Origin of the sequence: Micromonospora cremea (assembly GCF_900143515.1) — a bacterium.
GTDB classification, from domain to species: Bacteria; Actinomycetota; Actinomycetes; order Mycobacteriales; family Micromonosporaceae; genus Micromonospora; species Micromonospora cremea.
Genome location: NZ_FSQT01000001.1, coordinates 1,152,761 through 1,174,626, shown reverse-complemented (window position 1 = coordinate 1,174,626; position 21,866 = coordinate 1,152,761). Strand labels below are relative to the sequence as shown.

General features: G+C 74.9%; 14 protein-coding genes and 1 pseudogene. 5 read left to right on the top strand and 10 right to left on the bottom strand.

What is annotated here, in order from left to right; genetic code table 11:
- Positions 1 to 10 precede the first annotated feature (10 nt).
- The 9 genes from BUS84_RS05190 to BUS84_RS05150 all read right to left on the bottom strand — a co-directional run bounded on the left by BUS84_RS05190 (position 11) and on the right by BUS84_RS05150 (position 15,418).
- The gene (locus BUS84_RS05190; RefSeq protein ID WP_074309194.1) at positions 11 to 3,559 is read right to left on the bottom strand and encodes a non-ribosomal peptide synthetase; all 3,549 of its coding nucleotides are present in this window, start codon (positions 3,557 to 3,559) and stop codon (positions 11 to 13) included.
- Positions 3,556 to 4,158: a hypothetical protein gene (locus BUS84_RS39605; protein WP_074309191.1), complete on the bottom strand. Its 603-nt coding sequence runs from the start codon at positions 4,156 to 4,158 to the stop codon at positions 3,556 to 3,558. The genes BUS84_RS05190 and BUS84_RS39605 overlap by 4 nt, the downstream gene beginning before the upstream one ends.
- The gene (locus BUS84_RS05180) at positions 4,155 to 7,220 is read right to left on the bottom strand and encodes a thioesterase domain-containing protein (RefSeq protein WP_074309189.1); all 3,066 of its coding nucleotides are present in this window, start codon (positions 7,218 to 7,220) and stop codon (positions 4,155 to 4,157) included. The genes BUS84_RS39605 and BUS84_RS05180 overlap by 4 nt, the downstream gene beginning before the upstream one ends.
- On the bottom strand, positions 7,217 to 10,732 hold the full coding sequence (locus BUS84_RS05175; RefSeq protein ID WP_074309187.1) for an AMP-binding protein: 3,516 nt from the start codon (positions 10,730 to 10,732) through the stop codon (positions 7,217 to 7,219). Before BUS84_RS05175 ends, BUS84_RS05180 begins: the two co-directional genes overlap by 4 nt.
- A gap of 429 nt (positions 10,733 to 11,161) precedes the next feature.
- Positions 11,162 to 11,707, bottom strand: a complete 546-nt coding sequence (locus BUS84_RS05170; RefSeq protein WP_074309185.1) for a DUF2267 domain-containing protein — start codon at positions 11,705 to 11,707, stop codon at positions 11,162 to 11,164.
- Between the two features lie 42 nt (positions 11,708 to 11,749).
- On the bottom strand, positions 11,750 to 12,148 hold the full coding sequence (locus tag BUS84_RS05165; protein ID WP_074309179.1) for an NUDIX hydrolase: 399 nt from the start codon (positions 12,146 to 12,148) through the stop codon (positions 11,750 to 11,752).
- 56 nt (positions 12,149 to 12,204) lie between these two features.
- Positions 12,205 to 13,563, bottom strand: a complete 1,359-nt coding sequence (locus BUS84_RS05160; RefSeq protein WP_074309178.1) for an MGH1-like glycoside hydrolase domain-containing protein — start codon at positions 13,561 to 13,563, stop codon at positions 12,205 to 12,207.
- Positions 13,560 to 14,381, bottom strand: coding sequence for a sugar phosphate isomerase/epimerase family protein (locus BUS84_RS05155; protein ID WP_074309176.1), 822 nt, complete (start codon positions 14,379 to 14,381; stop codon positions 13,560 to 13,562). Before BUS84_RS05155 ends, BUS84_RS05160 begins: the two co-directional genes overlap by 4 nt.
- Positions 14,381 to 15,418, bottom strand: coding sequence for a zinc-dependent alcohol dehydrogenase (locus BUS84_RS05150; protein WP_074309174.1), 1,038 nt, complete (start codon positions 15,416 to 15,418; stop codon positions 14,381 to 14,383). Before BUS84_RS05150 ends, BUS84_RS05155 begins: the two co-directional genes overlap by 1 nt.
- 115 nt (positions 15,419 to 15,533) lie before the next feature.
- On the opposite strand from BUS84_RS05150, the gene BUS84_RS05145 reads away from it, so the two are divergent.
- The 4 genes from BUS84_RS05145 to BUS84_RS05130 all read left to right on the top strand — a co-directional run bounded on the left by BUS84_RS05145 (position 15,534) and on the right by BUS84_RS05130 (position 19,633).
- Positions 15,534 to 16,928, top strand: coding sequence for an ABC transporter substrate-binding protein (locus BUS84_RS05145; RefSeq protein WP_074309173.1), 1,395 nt, complete (start codon positions 15,534 to 15,536; stop codon positions 16,926 to 16,928).
- A complete protein-coding gene (locus BUS84_RS05140; RefSeq protein ID WP_074309172.1) occupies positions 16,925 to 17,881 on the top strand; it encodes a carbohydrate ABC transporter permease in 957 nt (318 codons plus the stop codon). The genes BUS84_RS05145 and BUS84_RS05140 overlap by 4 nt, the downstream gene beginning before the upstream one ends.
- Positions 17,881 to 18,747: a carbohydrate ABC transporter permease gene (locus BUS84_RS05135; protein ID WP_074309169.1), complete on the top strand. Its 867-nt coding sequence runs from the start codon at positions 17,881 to 17,883 to the stop codon at positions 18,745 to 18,747. The genes BUS84_RS05140 and BUS84_RS05135 overlap by 1 nt, the downstream gene beginning before the upstream one ends.
- Positions 18,748 to 19,027: 280 nt before the next feature.
- Complete coding sequence (locus tag BUS84_RS05130; protein ID WP_074309168.1) at positions 19,028 to 19,633, top strand: class I SAM-dependent methyltransferase; 606 nt, start codon at positions 19,028 to 19,030, stop codon at positions 19,631 to 19,633.
- 33 nt (positions 19,634 to 19,666) lie between these two features.
- Here the strand turns inward: BUS84_RS05130 and BUS84_RS05125 are convergent.
- A pseudogene (locus BUS84_RS05125) lies at positions 19,667 to 21,021 on the bottom strand (type VII secretion protein EccB).
- 90 nt (positions 21,022 to 21,111) lie between these two features.
- On the opposite strand from BUS84_RS05125, the gene BUS84_RS05120 reads away from it, so the two are divergent.
- A complete protein-coding gene (locus tag BUS84_RS05120) occupies positions 21,112 to 21,831 on the top strand; it encodes a polyamine aminopropyltransferase (protein ID WP_074312122.1) in 720 nt (239 codons plus the stop codon).
- The last annotated feature ends 35 nt before the right edge of the window (positions 21,832 to 21,866 follow it).

Here is a 21,866-nt window from a genome sequence, read left to right as displayed (position 1 = left end):
CTGTCCTTCGTCACGCGGTGCCGCCGGGGCGGCGGGGAGGGATACGGCGGGTACGGCTGCGGCGGGCGGCGGCGCGCAGAGCGGCCCGCGCCAGCTCCGGGCGGTCGGCGGCCCCATCGAGGCTGGCGGCGAGCGCCCGGACGGTGGGGTGGCGGAACAGATCGAGCATCTTGATGGAGCGGCCGGTGGCGGCGGTCAGCCGGGCGTGCACGGCGGCGAGCGCGAGGGAGTGCCCCCCGATGTCGAAGAAGTTGTCGGTCACCCCGACCCGGTCGCGCTCCAGCACCTCCCGCCAGATTCCCGCGATCAGCTCCTCGGTGTCAGTGAGCCCGTCCGGGCCCGCGGGCACCAGCGCCGGCGGGTGGCGCGTCGTTTCGCTGCCGGCGACGGTCATCGCGCCGAGCTGCGGCACCCGCACGGTGGGCCGGGGCAGCGCGGCGACCACCTCGCGGGCCGGCGTGTCCGGTGCGGCGGCCAGCGCGCCCACCAGCTCGACCAGGTCGGCGAGCAGGTCGTCGATGCGCCCGGCGTCGAAGAGGTCCGGGTTGTAGACCACCTCGACGCCGGTGCGGCCGTCGGACCGGACCACGTAGACGGTGATGTCGAACGGTGAGCCCGGCTTGGGCACCGGCACCGGCACCGGCTCCGCGGTCAGCCCGGTCAGCGTCAGCCGGGGCGGCGCGAAGTTGAGCACGTTGAACAGCACCTGCACCAGCGGCGCCCGGGCGGTGTCCCGGCCGACGCCCAACGCCTCGACGATGCGTTCCAGCGGCGCACCCGGGTGGGCGGTGGCCTCGTGCAGCTCCCCGGCGCACCGGTCGACCAGCTCGGCGAAGCTCGCTCCGGCGGTGCGGACCCGCACCGGCACGGTGTCGATGAAGAAGCCGATCACGTCGTCGAACGCGGCCAGCCGCCGGTCGGCGACGATCGCCCCGAGCACGTGGTCGTCGCCGCCGGTGAGCCGCGCGATCAGCTCGCCGAACGCGGCCAGCAGCACGGCGGCGACCGTGGTGCCGCGCCGCTCGGCCAGCTCCCGGACCGCGCGGTCGGTGTCGGCGGACAGCCGGACGCCGGCCTCCGCACCGGCGTAGGTCTGCACCGCGGGCCGGGGTCGGTCCCGGGGCAGCTCCAGCACTGTCGGCACGCCGTCCAGGTGCGCCGTCCACCAGGTCAGATCGGCGGAACCGCGCTGGCGGTCCCGTTCGGCCCGCCAGACGGCGTAGTCGGCGTAGCGGGCGGACAGCTCCGGCAATCGTGGCGGCTCGCCGGCCACCGCGCGGGCGTACCCGGTGGCCAGGTCGTCGTAGCAGACCCGCTCGGACCAGCCGTCGAAGACGGCGTGGTGCCAGGTGACGGCCAGCACGTGCTCGTCCGGGCCGAGCCGGTAGGCGGTGACCTGCCACGGCGGCCCGGTGGCCAGGTCGAAGGGGTGCGCGGCGCCCGCGGCGAGCATCCGGGCCAGCTCGGCCTCCCGATCGGCGCTGCCGGTGAGGTCGACCACCGGCACCGCCACGTCGGTGGGCTCGGCGCAGACCGCGTACGGCACGCCGCCGGTCTGCGGGATCCGCCAGCGCAGCACGTCGTGCCGTTCGGCGACGGCCCGCAGCGCGGCGCCGATCGCGGCGGTGTCGAGCGGGCCACGCAGCCGGTGCGCCACGGCGATGTTGTAGGGCGCGCTGGACGGCGCGAGCTGGTCGACGAACCAGAGTCGGCGCTGCGGCGGGGAGAGCGTCGGCGGGTTGCCGGTGCTCAGCCCGTCGCCGCCGCTCGGCGCGGCGGCCACCCCCTCGACCAGCCGGCCGAAGGTGCGCCGGGTGAACACCTCGCGGGTGTCGAGCTGCCGGCCCAGCTCGGCGCGGAGCGCGGCGACCAGGCGCATCGCCGCGATGGAGTTGCCACCGGCGGCGAGGAAGTCGGTGTCCGGGCCGGGCGGCACGCCCAGCAGCCGGGTCCAGATCCCGGCCACCGCCGCCGCGACCGGGTCACCGGCCGGCTCGGCGGCGGCCGCACCACCGGTGTCGACCGGGTCGGACTGCGGGGTGGCGAGGGCGGTCACGGCCAGCGCGCGCAGCGCCGGCCGGTCCAGCTTCCCGCTGACCGCGCTGACCGGCAGGGACCCGCGGCGCAGCACCCGTGCCGGCAGCATCGCCGCGGTCAGCCGACTGCCGGCGTACGCCCGCAGTCGGGCGTCGTCGGGCGCGTCCGCCGGGGTGAGGAACGCGACCAGCTCGACGCCGGCGGGTCCGGGTACCGCCTCCACCGCGACCCCGGTCACCCCGGGCAGGTCGGCCAGCACCGCCTCCACCTCGCCCAGCTCGATGCGCTGCCCACGAATCTTGACCTGTCGATCCGCGCGGCCCAGGTAGACGATCCGCCCGTCCGGGCCGTGCCGGACCAGGTCGCCGGTGCGGTACAGCCGCTCGCCGGGCAGGCCGGAGAACGGGTCCGGGACGAACCGCTCGGCGGTCAGCGCCGGCCGGCCCAGATAGCCGTCGGCCAGTCCGGGCCCGCCGATCAGCAGCTCGCCGGTCTCGCCCGCCGGCACCGGGGCCAGCGTCGTGTCCACCACGTACGCCCGGTGGTTGGGCAGCGGTCGGCCGATCGGCACCGGATCGGTCTCGGTGGCGCTCAACGGGCCGCTGACCGCGAGCACCGTGGTCTCGGTCGGCCCGTAGCCGTTGAGGAAACGGCGGCCCGGCGCCCAGCGGGCGGCCAGGGCGGCCGGCACCGCCTCGCCCCCGCACAGCACGGTGCGCCAGCCGGGCAGCTCCGCCGGGTCCAGCATGGCCAGCACGGTGGGCGTGATGAAGCCCCAGTTCACCTCGTGCGCCGCGATGAAGCGGGTCAGCCGCACCGGGTCGGCGCGGTCCTCCGCGCCGAGCAGCTGCACCGTGCCGCCGAGCAGCAGCGGCACGAACAGGTCCATGGTGGCCGCGTCGAAACCGAGCGAAGCGATGCCGAGGCTGCGTACGCCCGCGTCCGCGCCGGTGAGAGCGACCACGCCGGTGACGAACTCGACCACGTTGCGGTGGCTGGTGAGCACGCCCTTGGGCCGCCCGGTGGAGCCCGAGGTGAACAGCACGTACGCCGGATCGCCGGGGCGGGCCGGGCAGGGCGCGAGCGGGGCCGGGCCGGGCAGCCCGAGCGCCTCGATGCCCGGCGCGTCGCCGAACTCCGCGTCGGCGGCGTCGCCGACCACCAGGGACACGCCCGCGTCGGCGGCGATCCCGCGCAGCCGCCGACGCGGGCCGCCCGGCTCCAGCGGCACGTAGCAACCGCCAGCCAGCAACACCCCCAGCACGGTGGCCACCAGCTCCGGCCGGCGGCCGCCACACACACCCACCCGGGTCTGCCGGCCCACGCCGCGCTCGCGCAGCGCCGCGGCCACTGCGGCGGCGCGGGCCAGCAGGTCGGCGTAACTGAGCCGGGTGTCCCACTGGCGCACCGCCACCGCGTCCGGGGTCCGGTTGGCCTGCGCGACCACCAGCTCGGCGAGCGTCGCGTCCGGCCAGGGCAGCGGCTCTCCCCGTACGGCGCTGATGGACAGGATGTCGGTCACCGGTGCTCCCCGGGGTAGGTCATCGGATCGGTGATCTGGAGACGCAGTTCGCTGACGTACGCGCGCCCGCGCGCGTCGGTCACCCAGCAGTCCGTCGGTGCGGGCAGTAGCTCGCCGACCACGACCGTGACGTCCGGGCCGCTGCGGGCGGCGGCGTTGACCATCGCGCACAGCGACTGGGCGTAGAGCGCGCCGGTCAGGTCGACGTAGCAGGGCTTGACCTCGGTACCGACCTTCACGAACACCCGCTCGGGCAGACCGAGCCGGGCCGGCCACCGGCGCACCGCGAGGAACCGCTCTGCCTCGCCGGTCACCCCGACCAGCCCGCTCTCGGCGACCATCTCCAGGTTCTGCCAGGTCACCGCCTCGCGCAGCAGCGGATCGGCGGCGATCCGCCCGGCGGTCGCCGAAGCGTCGGCCAGCGCCACGGCCAGCGCCTTGTCGAACACCTCGGCGGCGACCTCGCCGGCCAGCAGCGCGTCGGCGGCGTCCGGGGCGGCGAAGGCGTCCAGCCCGACCGCCGGGAACCCAGCGGTGCGCAGCACCACGTCGCGCCACACCGACCAGAGGGTTTCCCCGAGCGGTAGCCGGTGGCTCATCGGGCCAGCTCCGGCTCGGCGGCGTCCACGATATGCAGCCGCAGCTCGCTGAAGTAGCGCCGGCCGGCGGCGTCGGGCACCCAGGCGTCGTCCGGGGTGGGCAGCATCTCGCTGACCACCAGCGTGACCTCGTCGCCGCCATCGCGGCCGGCCGCCCGGACCATCGTGCAGAACAGGCTGGCGAACGCGGGGCTGCTCAGGTCGACGAAGCACGGCTTGGTCTCGGTGCCGAGCTTGACGTACACCTGCTCGGGCAGGCCGAGCCCGCGCCGCCAGTCGCGCACCGCCAGGTAGCGGGCCCGGTCGCCGGTCACCGTGGCCAGGCCGCACTCCCCCACCGTGGTACGCCAGGTCTGCCGGGCCACCACCAGCCGGTCCAGCGTGATCCGGGGTGTGTATGGCGCGGCGGCGACCAGCTTGAACCCGTCGACGGCGTGGGTGCTGAGCAGGGCGGCGCAGACCTCGGTCAGCGGCCAGCGCTGCCCGTCGGCGGCCGTGACGACCAGCCGGCCGGCCTCGTCGTGCACGGTGAGCGTGACGGTGGGGAGCACCCGGTCTTCCTCGGCGCCGGGCGCCGCCGCGAAGGCCAACTGCCGGTCGGTCGGGCCGGCCAGCGACTCGGCGACCCGGCTGGTGCGCCGCGGCCAGTCGGTCGGGTAGAGCAGCCGGATCCGACGCGGGCCGAGGTCGGCCGCCAGCGCGGCGCGCAGCCGCTCCACGTCGGGGTGCGACGGGGTCACCGCGTAGGTGTCGAACGACGGCCAGGCGGCGTGCAGCTCGCCGAGCACCACGGTGTACTCGCCACGGGCCAGCGCGTCCACGTCGGCGGCGCAGATCTGCAGGTCGGGGCTGTGCAGCCGGGCGTTGGACCAGTGCGCCGCCAGCGGCGGGAACGCCTCGTCGACCCGGGCGGCCAGGTCCGCCACGTCCAGCCGGACCTCGGTGGCGCCCGACGGGTGCCCGGCCAGGCCGAACAGGTCGGCCCAGCGGGCGGCGAACTGCGCGGCGACCGCGTCCACCGGGCGCTCCCCGGTGCCCCAGAACAGGCCCTGCACCAGGAACCACAGGTCGGACAGGGCGACCGGGCCGTCGCCCGCCTCGGCGCGCAACTCGTCGTAGAGCTCGCGGAAGACCGCGCCGTACGCCTCCTCCAGCGCGCCGGCCAGCCAGCGGGCGGCCCGCAGCAGCACGGCCAGCGGCGCCGCCAGCTCGTTCAGCAGCGGCGCGCCGAAGACAACGTCCAGGTCCCGGCTGGTGTCCTCGTAGCAGAGCGTGCGGCCGGCGTACATCTGCCCGGCCCGCCGTTGCGGCGGCTGCCCGGTCAGCTCGGTGAACGTCTCGTCGAGCGCGTCCAGGGCGGTCCGCAGCCGGTCCGGGTCACCGGCCGCCGCGGCGACCGCGTCCCGGGCGGCACACAACCGGTCGAAGCCCGCCTCGGCGGCGGCCCGGGCCGGGGCGTCGCCGATCGCTGCGATCCGCTGGCGCAGCACCTCCTCGGCGTGCGGGGTCACCGGCAGCGCGGCGTCCCAGGTGAGCAGCTCCCGCCGCACGAGCCGGTCCAGCAGCTCGTACCCGTCCTCGGGTCGGCGCAGCCCGATCGACCCGTCGGTGATCACGTCGCGGGCCGGGCGGCGGCCGTCGACGGTGGCCAGCAGCGCCGCCTCGACCGGGGACAGCGGCACCGGCGGCCGGCCCGGGCGAAGCACCTCGCGGCCGGCGAGGCTCAGGTGCGGGGCGAGCCGGGGCGCCCACCACCGGCGCACCGCCGGGTCCGCGCCGATCCGCTCGGCGTACGCGGCCAGCGCCCACGACTCGAACCACACCCAGCGGCGGCGGGTCAGCGCCGCGCCCGGGCGCACCTCGGCGGCGGCCGGCAGGTCGGGGTCGATGGTGACCCAGCAGCTCGGCCCGAAGAAGCCGACGGTCTCGTTCTTGCCGCAGTACCGCTGCCAGTACTTCAGCAGCGCGCGTTCCCGCTCCCGCCGGCGCACGTTGCGGGTGGCCTCGGCGCCACCGCGGACCAGCCCGTCCAGGGCGGGCAACGCACCCCGGTTCTGCCAGGTGACCGCCTCCCGCAGCAGCGGGTCCGCGGCCAGGTCGGTCAGCTGACGGGCGCTGGCGAGCACGGCCTCGTCGAATTCCTTGTCGAACTGCTCGACGCCGGCGCCGGTGACCAACAGCTCGTCGGCGGCCGCGGCGGCCCGCGGTGCGGCCAGCAGGGTCAGCCCGTCGGCCGGGAACCCGGTGCTGCGCAGCAGGGCGTCGCGCCACACCGACCAGCCGGTGTCGCCCAGCGGCATCCGGTGCCCGCCTGACTCCGGGGCGCTCCCGCCGACGGCCGCGCGCAGGTCGGCGCGGATCACGGCGGCCAGCGCGGGCAGCGCGTCGTGCAGGAAGAAGTGCCCGGCGTCCAGCTCGCGCAGGGCGAAGCGGGCGGCGGTGTGCTCCCGCCAGGCGGCGCTCTGCTGCCGGGTCACCGCTTGGTCGGTGCGGCCGGTGAACGCCACGATCGGCACCGGCAGCGGCGCCTCGGGCCGGTAGCGGTAGCCGTCCACCCGGTCGAAGTCGGCGCGCAGCAGCGGCATCAGCAGCTCGACGAGTTCGGGGTGCTCCAGCAGCCCGGCGGGGAGCCCGCCACCGGCCTCCAAGCGGCGCAGCAGCTCGGCGTCGTCCACCTGGGACAGTCCGTCGAAGACGCTGGGCGCGCTGACGTGCGGGGCGCGGGCGCCGCCGACGTAGAGGCGCAGTGGCAGCGGCCGCCCGGTGCGGCGCAGCTCGCGGACCACCTCGAAGCCGACCCGGCCGCCCATCGAGTGCCCGTAGATGGCGTACGGCCGGTCGGCCCGCTCGGCGATGGCCCGGGCCACGTCGGCGATCTGGAATCGCGGGTCCTCGCTGATCCGGTTCTCGCGGCCGGGGAGCTGTACGGGCAGCACCTCGACGTCCGGGCCGAGCCGGTCGGGCCAGTGTCGGAACGCGCTGGCGCCGGCACCGGCGTAGGGCAGGCAGAACAACTGCACCGGTGCCGGGTCGCGGCTGCCGGCGGAGATGAACCAGTTCACCGCACGCCTTTCTGAGGGGGGTCGATCCAGTACCGCTGCCGCTGGAAGGGGTAGGTGGGCAGCGAGGTTCGCCGGACGGTGCCGGCGGGATGCAGGGTGGTGAGGTCGGCGTCGCGCCCGGCCACCCAGGCGGCGGCCAGCTCGCGCAGCGGCCCGGGTGCGCCGGCCACCCGCGCGTCGGTGGCCAGCAACTCGTCGAGGGCGGCAACCGCGCCGGCCGAGTCGTTGGCCACCACGGCGGCCCGGTGACGGAACGCGCGCCGGCCCAGCGCCAGCGTCGCGGCCGCCTCGGACAGCGCCGGGGTGGTCCCGGCGAGGTGCCGCCGCAGCCGGGTCAACGCCGCCCGCAGCGCCGCCGGGGTACGCGCCGACACCGGCAGCAGGTGCGCCCCGGCCGGCGGCGGGTCGACCGGATCGGCCGGCGGGGCCTGCTCGACCACGACGTGCGCGTTGGTGCCGCCCAGCCCGAACGAGCTGACCCCGGCGACCCGGCGCGGCGCGTCCGGCCAGTCCCGCACCTTGGTCGGTACGTAGAAGGGGCCGGCGGCCAGGTCGATCTCCGGGTGCGGGCGGGTGAAGTGCAGGTTCGGCGGGATGACGCCGTGCCGCACGGCGAGCACCGCCTTGATCAGCCCGGCGATCCCGGCCGCGGCGTCGAGGTGCCCGATGGTGGTCTTCACCGAGCCGAGCGCGCAGGTCTCGGCCGGGGCGGCGCCCTGGTACACCTCGTGCAGCGCGGCCACCTCGATGGCGTCGCCGAGCGGAGTGCCGCTGCCGTGCGTCTCGATGAAGCGGACCTCGCCGGGGTCGACCTCTGCGGCGGCGAGCGCGCCGGCCACCGCGGCGGCCTGGCCGGCCGGGCCGGGGACGGCGTAGCCGGCCCGCTCGGCGCCGTCGTTGGTGACCGCCCAGCCGGGCAGGATCGCGAGGACCTGGTCGCCGTCGGCCTGCGCGTCGGCGAGCCGGCGCAGCGCCACCACCCCGACGCCGGAGCCGAACCCGGCGCCCTGGGCGGCTTCGTCGAAGGCGCGGCAGCGGCCGTCCGGGGAGGCCAGGCCACCGGGAGTGTGCCGGTGCCGTGGCCAGGTCACGCTCACCCCGCCGGCCAGGGCGAGGTCGCACTGGTAGTCGGCGAGGCTCTGCGCGGCGAGGCAGACCGCCACCAGTGAGCTGGAGCAGGCGCTCTGCACCGCCACCGCCGGCCCGGTCAGCCCCAGCCGGTACGCGACCTGCCCGGGCAGGTGGTCGGTGAGCTGCCGTCCGATCAGCCGGGCCTCCCAGTCGTCCGGGTCGACGTCGCCGACCACCGCCGGGTTGTCCATCAGGTGGAACAGGAAGTAGCGGTTGACGGAGGTGGCGCCGTACACGCCGACCAGGCCGGGGAACCGGGCCGGGTCGTGACCCGCGTCCTCCAGCGCTTCCCACGCGGTCTCCAGGAACAGCCGGTGCTGCGGGTCGGTGCGGGCGGCCTCCCGGTCGCCGAAGGCGAAGAACTCCGCGTCGAAGTCGGCGACCCCACCGAGCCGGCCGGTGGACTTGACGTGCCGGGGGTCGGCGCGCAGCCCCGGGCCGACGCCCAGCGCGGCCAGCTCCTCGTCGCTGTGGTCGTGGATGGCGTCCACCCCGGCGCACAGGTTCCACCAGAAGGTGGCCAGGTCCGGCGCGCCGGGGAACCGGCCGGCGAGACCGACCACGGCGATCTCGTCGCCGGTGTGGTCGCGCACGCCGGCCGGCGCGGCGGACAGGCCGGGGGCGGCTGGCGCCTCGGCGGGCAGGGTCGGCGTGGCAACCACCGGCGCGGGCGGCGGGGTGGTCGGTGCCGGCGGGTCGACCAACCGGGCCTGGGCGGCGACGGTCGGGTGGTCGAAGAGCCGCAGCAGCGGCACCGCCACACCGAACCGGTCGGCCAACCGCTGCTGCACCTGGCCGAGGAGCAGGGACTGCCCGCCGACGTCGAAGAAGCTGTCGGTGCGACCGACCGCGTCCCGGCCGAGCACGGCGCACCAGATGTCGTGCACGACCCGCTCGGTCGGGGTGGCGGGCCGGTCCCCGAGCGGCACCGCCCGGGCCGGGTCCGGCAGCGCCCGCTCGTCGACCTTCCCGCTGGCGGTCAGGGGGAACTCGGCGACCGGCACGACGGCGCGGGGCAACGCGTACTCGGGCAGCTGCCGGGCCAGGGCGGCCCGCAGCGCCACCGCGTCCACCCGCGGCCCGGCCGGCCGGACGTACGCCAGCAACTCGCCGTCGCGGGCGATGGCGCGCACCTCGGCGATGCCCGGCTCGGCGGCGAGCACGGACTCGATCTCGGTCAGCTCGACCCGGAACCCGCGCACCTTGACCTGTCGGTCCAGCCGGCCGAGGCAGCGCAGCTCGCCGGTGGGCAGCAGCTCGCCCAGGTCACCGGTGCGGTACGCCGGCACGCCGTCGGGGTCGTGGCCGAACCGGTCGCTGGTCTGGTCGAGGTAGCCGGGGGCGAGGTGCCGGCTGCGTACGACGATCTCGCCGTCCGGCGCCAGCCGCAGCGCGTACCCGGGCAGGGCGGCGCCGATCGGCAGCGGACCGGTGGCCGCCGGGTCGACATCGGCCAGCGGCAGCGCGTACCGGGCGCCGAAGGTCATCTCGGTGGCCCCGTAGCCGTTGACCAGGACGCAGCCGGGGGCGAAGCGGCCCCGCGCGCGGGCCGCGTCGGCGTAGCTGGCCTGTTCGCCGCCGAGCAGGACCACCCGGACCCGGTCCAGTCGCTTTACGCCCGGGGTGTCCAGCAGGTACCGGTAGACCGTCGGGGTGGAGTGGTAGACGGTGACGCCGTGGCGGGCCAACTGTTCGACGGCGTACGCCAGCCCGTGCCGGCGCAGGTCGACCGGGACGACGGTGGCGCCGGTGAGCAGCGCCGGGTACAGGTCGGGGATCGCCGCGTCGAAGCTGAACGAGGCGAGCAGGCTCAGCCGGTCGTCCGGCCGCAGGTCGAGGAGAGCGATCTGGTTGTCCACGACGTGCGTCAGGTTGCGATGGCTCTGCCCGACCGCCTTGGGCCGCCCGGTGGAGCCGGAGGTGAACAGCACGTACGCGAGCGCGTCCGGGGCCACCGGCACCGGCCGCAGCGGCGCGGGCCGCACGTCGAGGGCCGGGACGACCCGTAGGCCGGGCCGGTCGGCGGCGAGCCGACGGGCCAGCTCGGTGTGCTCGCCGCCGCAGAGCAGGACGGTGACGTCGGCGCCGTCGAGCAGGTGGCGCAGTCGCTGCTCCGGGAAGCCGGGGTCGAGCGGAACGTAGGCGGCGCCCTCGGCGAGCGTGCCGAGGATGGCGGCGATGGTGCCGGCGCCATGGGCGGTCAGCAGGCCGACCCGGTCACCGGACCGGACGCCGGCCGCGGCCAGCAGGTCGGCGTGCCCCCCGGCCAGGCCGGCGAGGGCGGCGTAGTCGAGTGGGCCGGTGTCGCCGAGTACGGCGGGATGGTCGGGACGAGCGGCGGCGGCATCGCTGAAGCGATGGATCAGCGTCGAATTTCCCATCTCAGGACGCGCACGCCGATCCACAACAGACGGCCGCGCAACAATCGACAATCGTGATCATGATCCCCCCCCAGGACTTCACAATGGAAGGAGCATAGGGTTCGATGACTGTCGAGAAAGATCATCGATTAGAGTCGAGCCAAAGGGTCGACTCGGGGCTCGGACGAGGGACGGGGAATCTCGTCCGATCATCCCCCTGGCGTAACGCCGAATTTTCGCCTAACACGATTGCCGGCGGCCAATTTTGCGGCCCGGGATTCCTTGCGCGGTGGAATTTCCCGACCGGCACAGTGGAGTCGCGGGATCGACAGTCGATCCGTCGGATGATCGACACCAGTTTCGGAGGCCTGCGGCCATTCGAATGTCAGGGATAACGCAATTTTCTACGACCTGGAGTGGATCTCGCCGGAAACGCACATGTGCGCCGTATCAGTGTCCGTACGGATCGGACGGCGCCGGCGCGACCGCGCCATCGCTGTCGCGCGGCAAGCGCGCCACCATCTCCCGGAACTCCTGCACGGTCACCGCCTCCCGCAGGGTCGCGAAGACCGCGCCGGTGCCGGTCCGGGCGGTGGTCGGGTCCACCCCGGCGCGCTGACCCACCCGGCGAAGAAACTCCACCGGCCCGGCGTCCGGCGCCGGCGGGGCCGCAGCCGTGCCGCCAACGTCCAGGCCCACGCCGCTGTCCGGGCCGGCCACGCCGCCGTCCAGCCCGGCCACGCCGGTATCCGGGCCGGCCACGCCGCCGTCCGGGCCGGCGGTCACGGCGGGCGGGGCCGGGTCGGCCAGGTAGCCGTCGAGGTCGTCCGGGAGGTGCCCGGCGAGGGGGTCGGGCGGGCCACCGGTCACCCGCTCGGCCATCGTCTGGAGCACCGCGCGGGCGACGGCGGCGGCCTGCTCGGTCGGCAGACCGGACCGCCGGGACACCGCGTCGATGAAGTGTGGGAACTGCCCGCCGCCCGCCCTGTCGGTCACGCCCGGGCGCTTACCCCCGGCCGGTGCCGGCAAACTGCGCCGTCAGCGCAGCAGGTCGGCCGCCAGCAGATGGTCGAAGATGACCTGGTCGACCGGGGAGGTGCGGTGCCGGTCGGCGTACCCCAGCCAGGCCACCTCGGCGATCTCGTTGGCCGGCCTCAGCTCGCCGTCGTGCTCGGCCCGGTAGCAGGTCATGCGTACCGTCGTGCCGGCGGCGTGGCCGTGCGCCTGGGCGGTGAACGTGCCCACGTGCACGGCGCCGGCGACGTCCACCGCGACGCTCAACTCCTCGGCGACCTCCCGGCGCAGCGTGTCCAGGTCGGTCTCCCCCGGCTCGCGCTTGCCGCCCGGCAGGTACCAGACGTCCTTGCCCCGGGAGCGGGTGCTCAGCACCCGCCCGTCCTCGATGAGGATCCAGGCCACCTTGTCGATCTCAGGCACGATGCTCCTTCGCGTCCATGGGAAGAGGACACGGTACGCCGACGCACCGGGCGTGCTCAGCCCGGCGCGGTCCCGGCGTCCTCGGCCAACAGGTCGAGCAGCAGCGCGGCGGTCCAACTGAACGCCGGCGAGCCCAGCCCGGCGCCGCTGTCCGGATGGAAGTACTCGTGGCATCCGGCCCCGGCGACCAGCCCGATCATGGACCGGCGCAGCCCGGCCGCCAGCTCCGGGTGCCCGTGCGCGAGCAGCCCGCGCCGCACCAGCCAGCCGACGTTCAGCCAGCTCGGCCCGCGCCAGTAGCGCAACGGTTCGAAGTCCGGAGCGGTCCGGTCGTAGCTGGGCAGCGGCCGGTCCATCCGCCGGGCCACACCGAAGCGCGCCGACCGGGCCTCGACGACCAGCGCGTCGGCCTGTCGGGTCGGCAGGTCGGGCAGGATCAGCGGCGCCAGCCCGAGCACCGTGCGCGCCGGGACCAGCCGTTCGGTGCGCAGGTCGCGGGGAGCGAACGTGCCGGTGGCCGGGTCGAACAGCCGGCGCACCAGGGCCTCGGTGATCCGGGTCGCGCGGGCCCGGTGCGGCCCCGGGTCGGCGCCGACCAGCGCGGCGATCTCGGCCAGCGCGTGTTCGGCCGCGCCGACCGCCGCGTTGAACAGCGGGCACTCCACCAGGAACGGGTGACCGTTGGCCAGGCCCCGGTCGGAGTAGCCGTTGTCCCGGTAGGCGGCGACGATCGCCAGGTAGCGCGCGTAGTCCAGGTCTGTGGGGCGGTGCGCGGCGTCCGCGTGGGCGGTGTCGTGCCGGCGGTACGCGCGCATCACCGTCGCCTCGGCCGGCACCGCGGCCATCGGCTCGTCCCAGGCCGGGCTGTTGTCCAGGCCGGACTCCCACGGGTGCACGATGCAGGCCAACCCGTAGCCGGTCAGGTCCCGCCGCGCGGCCAGGTAGCGCTGCTGGGCCACCAGCGCGGGATAGAGCCGGCGCAGCGCGGCCAGGCCGGCCGGGTAGGGCGCCCGCCGGTACGCGAGCCACGCGGCGAGCGCGTGCACCGGCGGCTGGACCAGGCCGGAGGTGTCGACGGCCGGCGCCCCCTCGGCGGTCGCCGAGCGCCACAGCTCCGGCCCCGGAAAGTACGCGCCGACCCGGAGCGCCGGGTTGAACACGATGTGCGGCACCCGCCCGTCGGCCCACTGCGCCCGGAACAGGCTCGCCAGCTCCCGCCAGGCCCGCTCGGGACGGACCTGGGCCAGCCCGATGGCGATGAACGCGGAGTCCCAGCTCCACTGGTGCGGGTAGAGCGTGCGTGAGGGCACGGTGTGGTCGTGCTCCCAGTTGGCGTCGAGGGTGGCTACCGCGAGCCGGCGCAGCCCGGCGAGGTCTGCCGGCCCGCCGGTGCGGGCCGGGGCGCCGGCGGTCATGCCGCGGCCCGCCGGGGCAGCGCGTGCCGCAGCACCGTGGCGGCCTGCTGGAGGGCGCGGACGGGGTCACCGCGCAGCCGGCACTCCAGCGCCAGCCAGCCCCGGTAGTCCAGCTCCAGCAGGGTCCGCACCAGCGCCGGCCAGTTCAGGTGCCCGGCGCCGGGTTGGTACCGGTTGGAGTCGCTGATCTGCACGTGCCCGAGGTACGGCGCGGCGGCGCGCAGCGCCCGGTGCACGTCGTCCTCCTCGATGTTCATGTGGAAGGTGTCGGCGACCACCCGCACCGACGGCAGCCCGACCGCCGCGCAGAGCGCGACCGCCTCGTCGAGCCGGTTGACCATGTGGTCCTCGTACCGGTTGAGGGGTTCCAGGAAGAGGCTGACCCCCTCGCTCCGGGCGTGCTCGCCCAGCTCGCCGAGGGCGTCGAGGAGCACCCGCCGGTCGCCGGTCGGCGGGCGCGGCGGCTCGAACGGAGGCAGTCGCCGGGAGAACATCCCCCAGGATGCCGGTGTCATCGCCCCGACGCCGCCCAGCTCGGCGATGACCGAGAGCTGGGAGCGCAGGTTGCGCACCGCGTCGGCGGACCGGGCCGGATCGAAGTCGCCGATGAAGTGGTCCATCTCGACGCAGACGGTGGGCATCACCACCCCGGCGGCGCGGGCCCGGCGCAGCTCGGGCAGCCGGCGGGCGAACGCGAGGTCGCCGCGCCCGCGCAGCTCGATGCCCTGATAGCCCAGGGCGGTGGCGAGAGCGTACTTCTGGATCAGGTCGGTGCCCGGCAGGAGCTGTTCCTGGCAGGCCAGCGCGATGGTGGTCATCAGAACCTCAACACCACTTGGAGGACGTCACCGGCGCCGCGGTCGAGCAGCGCGAGGGCGTCGGCGACGGCGCTGGCGTCGACGATGTGGCTGACCAGCGGCAACGGGTCGACGCTGTGCTCAGCCACCAGCTCCATGAAGGTCTGCGTCACCCGGTCGCCGGTCCACCGGCCGGCCATGCTCGGCGCGGGGGTGGGGCCGGAGACCTGGGCGGCCACCAACTGGATGCGGTTGTGATGGAACTCCTCGCCGAGGCCGAGCCCGTCGGCCTGGCCCTGGTAGAAGCCGGCGGCCACGACCCGGCCGGCGTGTGCGGTGGACCGGATCGCCTCGTGCAGCGCCGGGTACGCCCCGGACAGCTCCAGGCAGACGTCCGCGCCCCGGCCGGCGGTGGCCCGCCGCAGCACGGCGGCGGCGGACTCGGCGCCGGCGTCCACTGTCGACCGGGCACCGTAGCGGGCGGCGTGCTCCAGCCGGCCGGGCACGCGGTCGACCGCCACCACCCGGGCGCCGGAGAGCACCGCGAGTCGGGTGGCGAGCAGCCCGATGACGCCCTGCCCGAAGACACCGACCCAGTCGCCGAGGTGCAGGTCGCCGGCGAGCACGGCGGTCAGCGCGATGGCGCCCGGCCGGGCGAAGACCGCGGCGAGCGGGTCGAGGCCGGCGGGCAGCGGGCGGACCGCCCCGGCGGCCAGCACGGCCTCGGCGCGGTGTCCCCAGATGCCCCAGACCATCTGCCCGGGGTGCCGGTGGGCGACCTCCGGGGCGACCTCGACGACCTCGCCGACCTCCTCGTACCCGAAGCCGATCAGCGGGTAGGGCACCGGCGTCTGCCGGGGCACGAACATCCGCGCGGCGTCGTCCCAGTCCTTGCTGAGTCGTGGATTGCTGCCCCGGTAGAGAGTGAGCTCGGTGCCGGCCGAGATGCCGGAGTAGCAGGTGCGGACCCGGACTTGGCCGGGACCGAGCGGATCCGGCGAGCAGGGCTCGAGGCTGATCCGTCGGGGCCCGGCAAGTGAGACAACCCAGTTGACCATGAGTCACATCCCGGTAGCACTGGGCTCCAGGATAGCAAAAAATCGCTATATGTCTTGTCATTGATCAATCGAGCGCGTTGAATCCGTCATGTACCCTTCGAGAGGAGTGCCACCGATGTCAGCACCTCCGATGCGGATCCTCGCGACCACCCTGATCATGGCACTGGCCGGGTCCACCCTGCTGGCCTGCGGGGACGATAAGCCAGAAAGCGACAGCAAGAAGATAACCGTGTGGAGCCTGGAGGACGTGGCCGATCGGGTCACCGCCACCAAGGCGATCATCGCCGACTTCACCGCGAAGAGCGGGATCCAGGTCGAGCTGGTCACCGTCAACGAGGACCAGTTCCCGTCCCTGATCGCCGCCAACGCCGCCGCCGGCGACCTGCCCGACGTGGTCGGCTCGGTCTCCCTGGCCGGCATCCGCACCCTCGCCGGCAACGAGCTGCTGCACGCCTCGGCCAACACCGAGATCGTCGACACGCTCGGCAAGCAGACCTTCTCCCCCCGCGCGCTGGAACTCACCTCCGACGACGGCAAGCAGCTCTCCGTGCCCAGCGACGGCTGGGGGCAGCTGCTCGTCTACCGAAAGGACCTCTTCGACGCCGCCGGCCTGCCCGCCCCCGACACGTACGAGCGGATCACCGCGGCCGCGACGAGGCTGAACACCGGCGGCGTCGCCGGGATCACCGCGGCGACGTCCCCCAGCGACGTGTTCACCCAGCAGACCTTCGAGCACCTGGCGCTGGCCAACGGCTGCCAGCTCACCGACGACGCCGGCAAGGTCACCCTGGACTCGCCGCAGTGCGTCGAGGCCTTCCGCTTCTACGGCGACCTGATCCGGAACAGCTCCGTCAAGGGCGCGCAGGACGTCGACACCACCCGGGCCACCTACTTCGCCGGGAAGGCGGCCATGGTGGTCTGGTCGCCGTTCATCCTCGACGAGCTGGCCGGGCTGCGCAACGACGCCAAGCCGACCTGCCCGCAGTGCCAGGCCGACCCGACGTTCCTGGCGAAGAACAGCGGGTTCGTCACCGCGATCAAGGGCCCGAACGGCGCCGAACCGGCCCAGTACGGCGAGATCAGCTCGTGGGCGGTGCTCGACGGCGCCGCGACCAGCTCGGCGAAGTCCTTCGTGGAGTACATGCTCGGCGACGGCTACCCGCGCTGGTTCGGCATGTCGCCCGAGGGCCGCTTCCCGGTGCGCAAGGGCACCCCGGCCGAGCCCGAGGCGTACCTCACCGCCTGGAACACCAGCCAGGCCGGCGTCGACGCCAAGAAGCCCCTCGCAGACGTGTACGGCGACGAGGTGCTGGCCACGCTGCGCCGCAGCCCGGACACCTTCCAACGCTGGGGGCTCAGCCAGGGGCAGGGCAAGCTGGTCGGCGCGATGCTCGGCGAGCTGCCGGTGCCCAAGGCGATGAGCGACCTCATCGCCGGCAAGTCCGACGCCGCGGCCACCGCCGCGCGAGCCAAGAAGGACGTCGAGGCCATCAAGGCGGGCGTCAATTGACCACCACCGCGCCCGGACCGGGCCGCTCCCCCACCCGGGAACGGCCGGCGCCGGCGCGCCGCCGGCCCCTGACCCTGCGCCGCCGCGAGTCCCGAGCCGGCCTCGCGCTGGTCGCACCCACCCTGCTCGTCACCATCGCGGTCATCGGCATCCCGATCATCTGGACCGTGGTGCTCGCCTTCCAGCGGGTCCGGCTCGCCACGCTGCGCAGGACCGGGCTGTTCGGCGAGTTCACCATGGACAACATCGACCGGGTCCTGCACACCCCCGGCTTCGCCAGCACCCTGTGGACCACGCTGGTCTACAGCCTCGGCGGCACCGTCGGGTCGATCCTGCTGGGCCTGGTCGCCGCCCTGGTGGTCCGCCGGCCCTTCCGCGGTCGCACCCTGGTCCGGGCGTCCATGCTGCTGCCGTACGTGGCGCCGGTGGTCGCGGTGACCTTCGTCTGGCAGGTGATGCTCGACCCGCAGCTCGGCATCGTCAACGACTGGGGCCGGCGGCTGCTCGGCTGGGACGCCCCGGTGCCGTTCCTGTCCCAGGAGTCGACCGCGCTGGCCACGGTGATCGTGTTCGAGGCGTGGCGGTACTTCCCGTTCGCGTTCCTGTTCCTGCTGGCCCGGCTCCAAGCGGTACCCGGCGAGCTGGAGGAGGCCGCCCGGGTCGACGGCGCCACCCCCACCCAACGGTTCCGGCACATCCTGCTGCCGCAGCTGCTGCCGGTGATCGCGCTGCTGGGCGTGCTGCGGTTCATCATGACGTTCAACAAGTTCGACGACGTCTACCTGCTCACCGGCGGGGCGGCCGGCACCGAGGTGGTCAGCGTGCGGGTGTACGAGTTCCTCACCGCGCGGACCGACATCGGCGCCGCCGCCGCGCAGGCGGTCGTGCTGGCCGTGGTGCTGATCGTGTTCGTGCTGATCTACCTGCGCTTCTTCGGACGGAGGGTCGGCTGATGGACCGGGACGCCGTCGAGACGGTGAGCCTGCGCTGGCTGCGCCGCCTGGTGATCGCCGCGTTCCTGGTGGTCACCGTCTTTCCCTTCTACTACATGCTGATGCTGTCGGTGCGCCCCATCGAGCGGCTGCTGCTCGACCCCGGCTCACTGGTGGTCGGCTTCGGCGAGCTGACCGTCGCCACGTACGCCGAGGTGCTCAAGGCCGCCGACGACGGCGGCCAGGGGTTCCTCACGTTCATCCGCAACAGCGGCCTGGTCGCGGTCGCGGCGACCCTGCTCACCCTGGTGGTGGCGATCCCCGGGGCGTACGCGGTCGCCCGGCTGCGGTTCTTCGGCCGGCGGCAGGTCGACTTCCTGTTCCTGGCGGTCTACCTGTTCCCGTCGATCGTCATCGCGATCCCACTGTTCGTGGTCTTCACCCGGGCCGGGCTGCGCGGCTCACTGTTCGGCCTGGTCCTCGTCTACATCTCGCAGACGCTGCCGGTCTCGGTCTACATGCTGAAGAACTACTTCGAGACCATCCCCGTCAGTCTGGAGGAGTCCGCCGCGATCGACGGTGCCGGTCGGCTCGGGATCATCCGCCGGGTCAGCCTGCCCCTGGCCATGCCGTCGATCATGGCGGTCGCGCTCTACGACTTCATGATCGCCTGGAACGAGTTCCTCTTTGCGCTGCTGTTCCTGGTCGACAAGCCCGACCGGTGGACGGTGTCGCTCGGCCTGTCCCTGCTCGCCGACGGGGTCGAGGTACCCAAGACGGTGCTGATGGCCGGGTCGGTCGTCCTCACCCTGCCCATCGTGATCCTCTTCTTCGCCAGCGAGCGCCTACTCACCGAGGGCCTGACCAGCGGCGCCGAAAAGGGCTGACCCCCCGCGCCCGGCACGCCCCCACCCTCCGTCCCCGCCCCCGCGCCCCCCACCCCGCCGATCTAGGGCATATCAGCGCTCGTTGATCTCTACGGACGACGATATGCCCTAGATCGACGCGGGTGGCCGGCGCGCGGGGCGGCCGCTGGTGGCCGGCGCGGGGGCGGCGGCGCGGGACCGGCGCGGGGCCGGCGCGGGGGCGGGGCGGGGGCGGGGCGGCGGCGGGGGCGGGGGCTGGGTTGGGCGTCGCGGCGCTGCCGGACACGGTTACGGTGGCGACATGGCCAACCCGACCCGCTGGGCGACCGACACCGGACCCGAGCACTCGCAGTGGTACATCGACCGGTTCCGGAAGCTCGCGGCCGAGGGAGCGGACCTGGCCGGCGAGGCCCGGCTGGTGGACGCCCTGGTCCCGCCCGGCTCCCGGATCCTCGACGCGGGCAGCGGCACCGGTCGGGTGGGTGCGGCGCTGGCCGACCGCGGGCACACCGTGGTGGGGGTGGACGCCGACCCCACGCTGGTGGCCGCCGCCGGCACCGATTACCCGGGCCCGCACTGGCTGGTCGCCGACCTGGCCGAGCTGGACCTGCCGGCGCTCGGTGAGGCCGAGCCGTTCGACGCCGCGGTGCTGGCCGGCAATGTGCTCGCCTTCGTCGCCGCCGGCACCGAGCCGGAGGTGCTGCGCCGGCTCGCCGGGCATCTGCGCCCGGACGGCGTGCTGGCGGTCGGCTTCGGCACCGATCGCGGTTACGCGCTGACCGCGTTCGACGCCGACGTGGTCGCCGCCGGGCTGCGCCTGGAGCACCGTTTCGCCACCTGGGACCTGCGCCCGTGGCGCGATGATGCGCCCTTCGCGGTCACCATCCTGCGCCGCCCGGCCGCCTGACACCCGACTCGGCACCCGCGTGTCCGCCGGCCGTCAGGCGGGGGCGGCGACGGCCCGCGCGGCGGCCGGGTCCAGGGTCGCGCCGGCCGGCACCAGGCTGACCAGGCCCGCCGGCAACCGCAGGGGGCGCACGTTGCGATAGCCGAGCATCGCGAGCACGTCCCGGTCGGCCAGCACGTACCGCCGGCCCAGGTCGGTGACCACGGAGACCGCGCCCCCGGACGCGCCGGGCGCCGCCGCGGCCTCGACCACCGCGCCGCGGCCCGGTTCCACCACCACGTGGTCGGCCAGCACGGCGCCGCCGACCGGCGCGGTCCGCGGCACGGCCGCCAGGTCCGGCAGCGGTACGCCCCACCGCACCTCCCCGGCCCCGCCGTCGTCGCCGACCCGGGTGCAGAGCGCCCCGTCGCCGCCGGCCGCGAGCCGGGGCGGGGCCGGCGGCGGGGCGGTCGGACCGTTCGGGGCGAGGTCGGACGCCGTGGGCAGCGCGGCCAACCGGCCCAACGTCATCGGCTCCGGCTCGCCCTGCCCGGTGCGGGCCAGCAGCAGCCCGGCCTGCAACTCGGTGATCCCGGCCAGCCCGGCGTCGAGCGCCACCGCGTACTGCCGTCCGCCACCGGAGTTGCGCACCAGGTACACCTGGCCGATCGTGGCGCCCGGCACCCCGGAGGCGCGGCGGCCCAGGTCGGGCAGGGCGAGCGGGGCCAGATCGGCGCCGGCGGGCAGCGAGTTGAGCAGGGCGGGAGCCACCGGCACCGCCCGGGCCCGGGTGGTGGCCAGCGCCGCCAGCACCCGGCTGGGGTCGCGGATCAGGTAGCGCCGCTGGTGCCAGACCAGGTGCAGCCCACCGTCCGGGTGGCGCACCAGCAGGGCCTCGTCACCGAGTGGCCGGCCGCTGCCGGGCTCGGCGCCGATCAGCAGGGCGGAGCGGGGCAGCTCGCCGCCCGCGCCGGGCGGGATCGTCGAGCAGACCGTCCACGCCGCCGTGGCCAACCGGCCCGGTGCGGGCAGCGCACGGTCTTCGAGCGGTCCGCGTCGACGATCAGCAGCGCCGACGCGTGGTTGAGCACCGGGTGCAGCTTCTGCTCGCGGTAGACGAACCGGGCACCGGACTCCTTCTCGACGATCACCGCACCCGGCTCGCGCCAGCCGCTGCCGCCGCCGGCGAACAGGCCGTAGAGCGCCGAGCCGCCCAGCCCGATCGCCGCGACCAGGACGCTGGCCAGGGCGGCGCCGGCCAGCCGCCGGAACGGCGACTGGGCCGGATCGGTCTCGCGCATCACCAGTGCGGCGACCGCCCGCTGGACGCTGAACTGGTAGGAGTGCAGCTGGTCCTGCCGCGACGGCGTGAGGTCCCTTCCCGCTGGATCGGCCGGGGCACAGGATATGCGCTGCGTCGATGTCCCGTGGACCCTGCGTGGCCGACGCCGGTCGGGCCGGTACCATCCGGGGACGAATCCGGCGGCGAGAGGGCACCCGTGGGCACGCGTTTCGAGGAGCTGGCCTGGCGGGAAACCCCGATCGGCGCGATCAGCCTGCGCCGGCGTCGCGACCCGGCGCTCCAGGTCGAGGTGTACGAGGTCAAGCTCGACGACGAGTTCCTGATGTCCAGCCTCTTCCCGGTCGCGGAGATCGAGCTGGCCCGGCTGGGCCTGGCCGAGCTGGCCGGTGACACGCTCGACGTGGTGGTTGGCGGCCTCGGGCTGGGCTACACAGCCTGCGCCGCGCTGGACGACCCGCGGGTGCGGTCGCTGCTGGTGGTGGAGGCGATCGAGGACGTGATCGACTGGCACCGGCAGGGGCTGCTGCCGTTCGCGGCGGGGCTCGCCGAGGATCCGCGGACCCGGTTCGTGCAGGCCGACTTCTTCGCCGCGGTGGCCGGCGACACCGGGTTCGACGCCGAGGCGCCGGGGCGACGGTTCGACGCCGTGCTGCTCGACGTCGACCATTCTCCGCGCAACGTCCTGCATCCCAGCCACGCCGCCTTCTACGCACCGGCCGGGCTGAGGCGTCTGGCCGCCCTGCTGCGTCCGGAGGGAATCTTCGCGCTCTGGTCGGACGACCCGCCGGACGCCGAGTTCACGGCCGCGCTCAGCGAGGTGTTCGCGACCGCGCGGGCGCACGTCGTGCCGTTCGCCAACCCGCTGACCGGCGGCCAGTCCGCGAACACCGTCTACGTTGCCCGCACTGCGGGCTGAGCCGACCCGGACCGCACGGTCGCTTGATCGACACG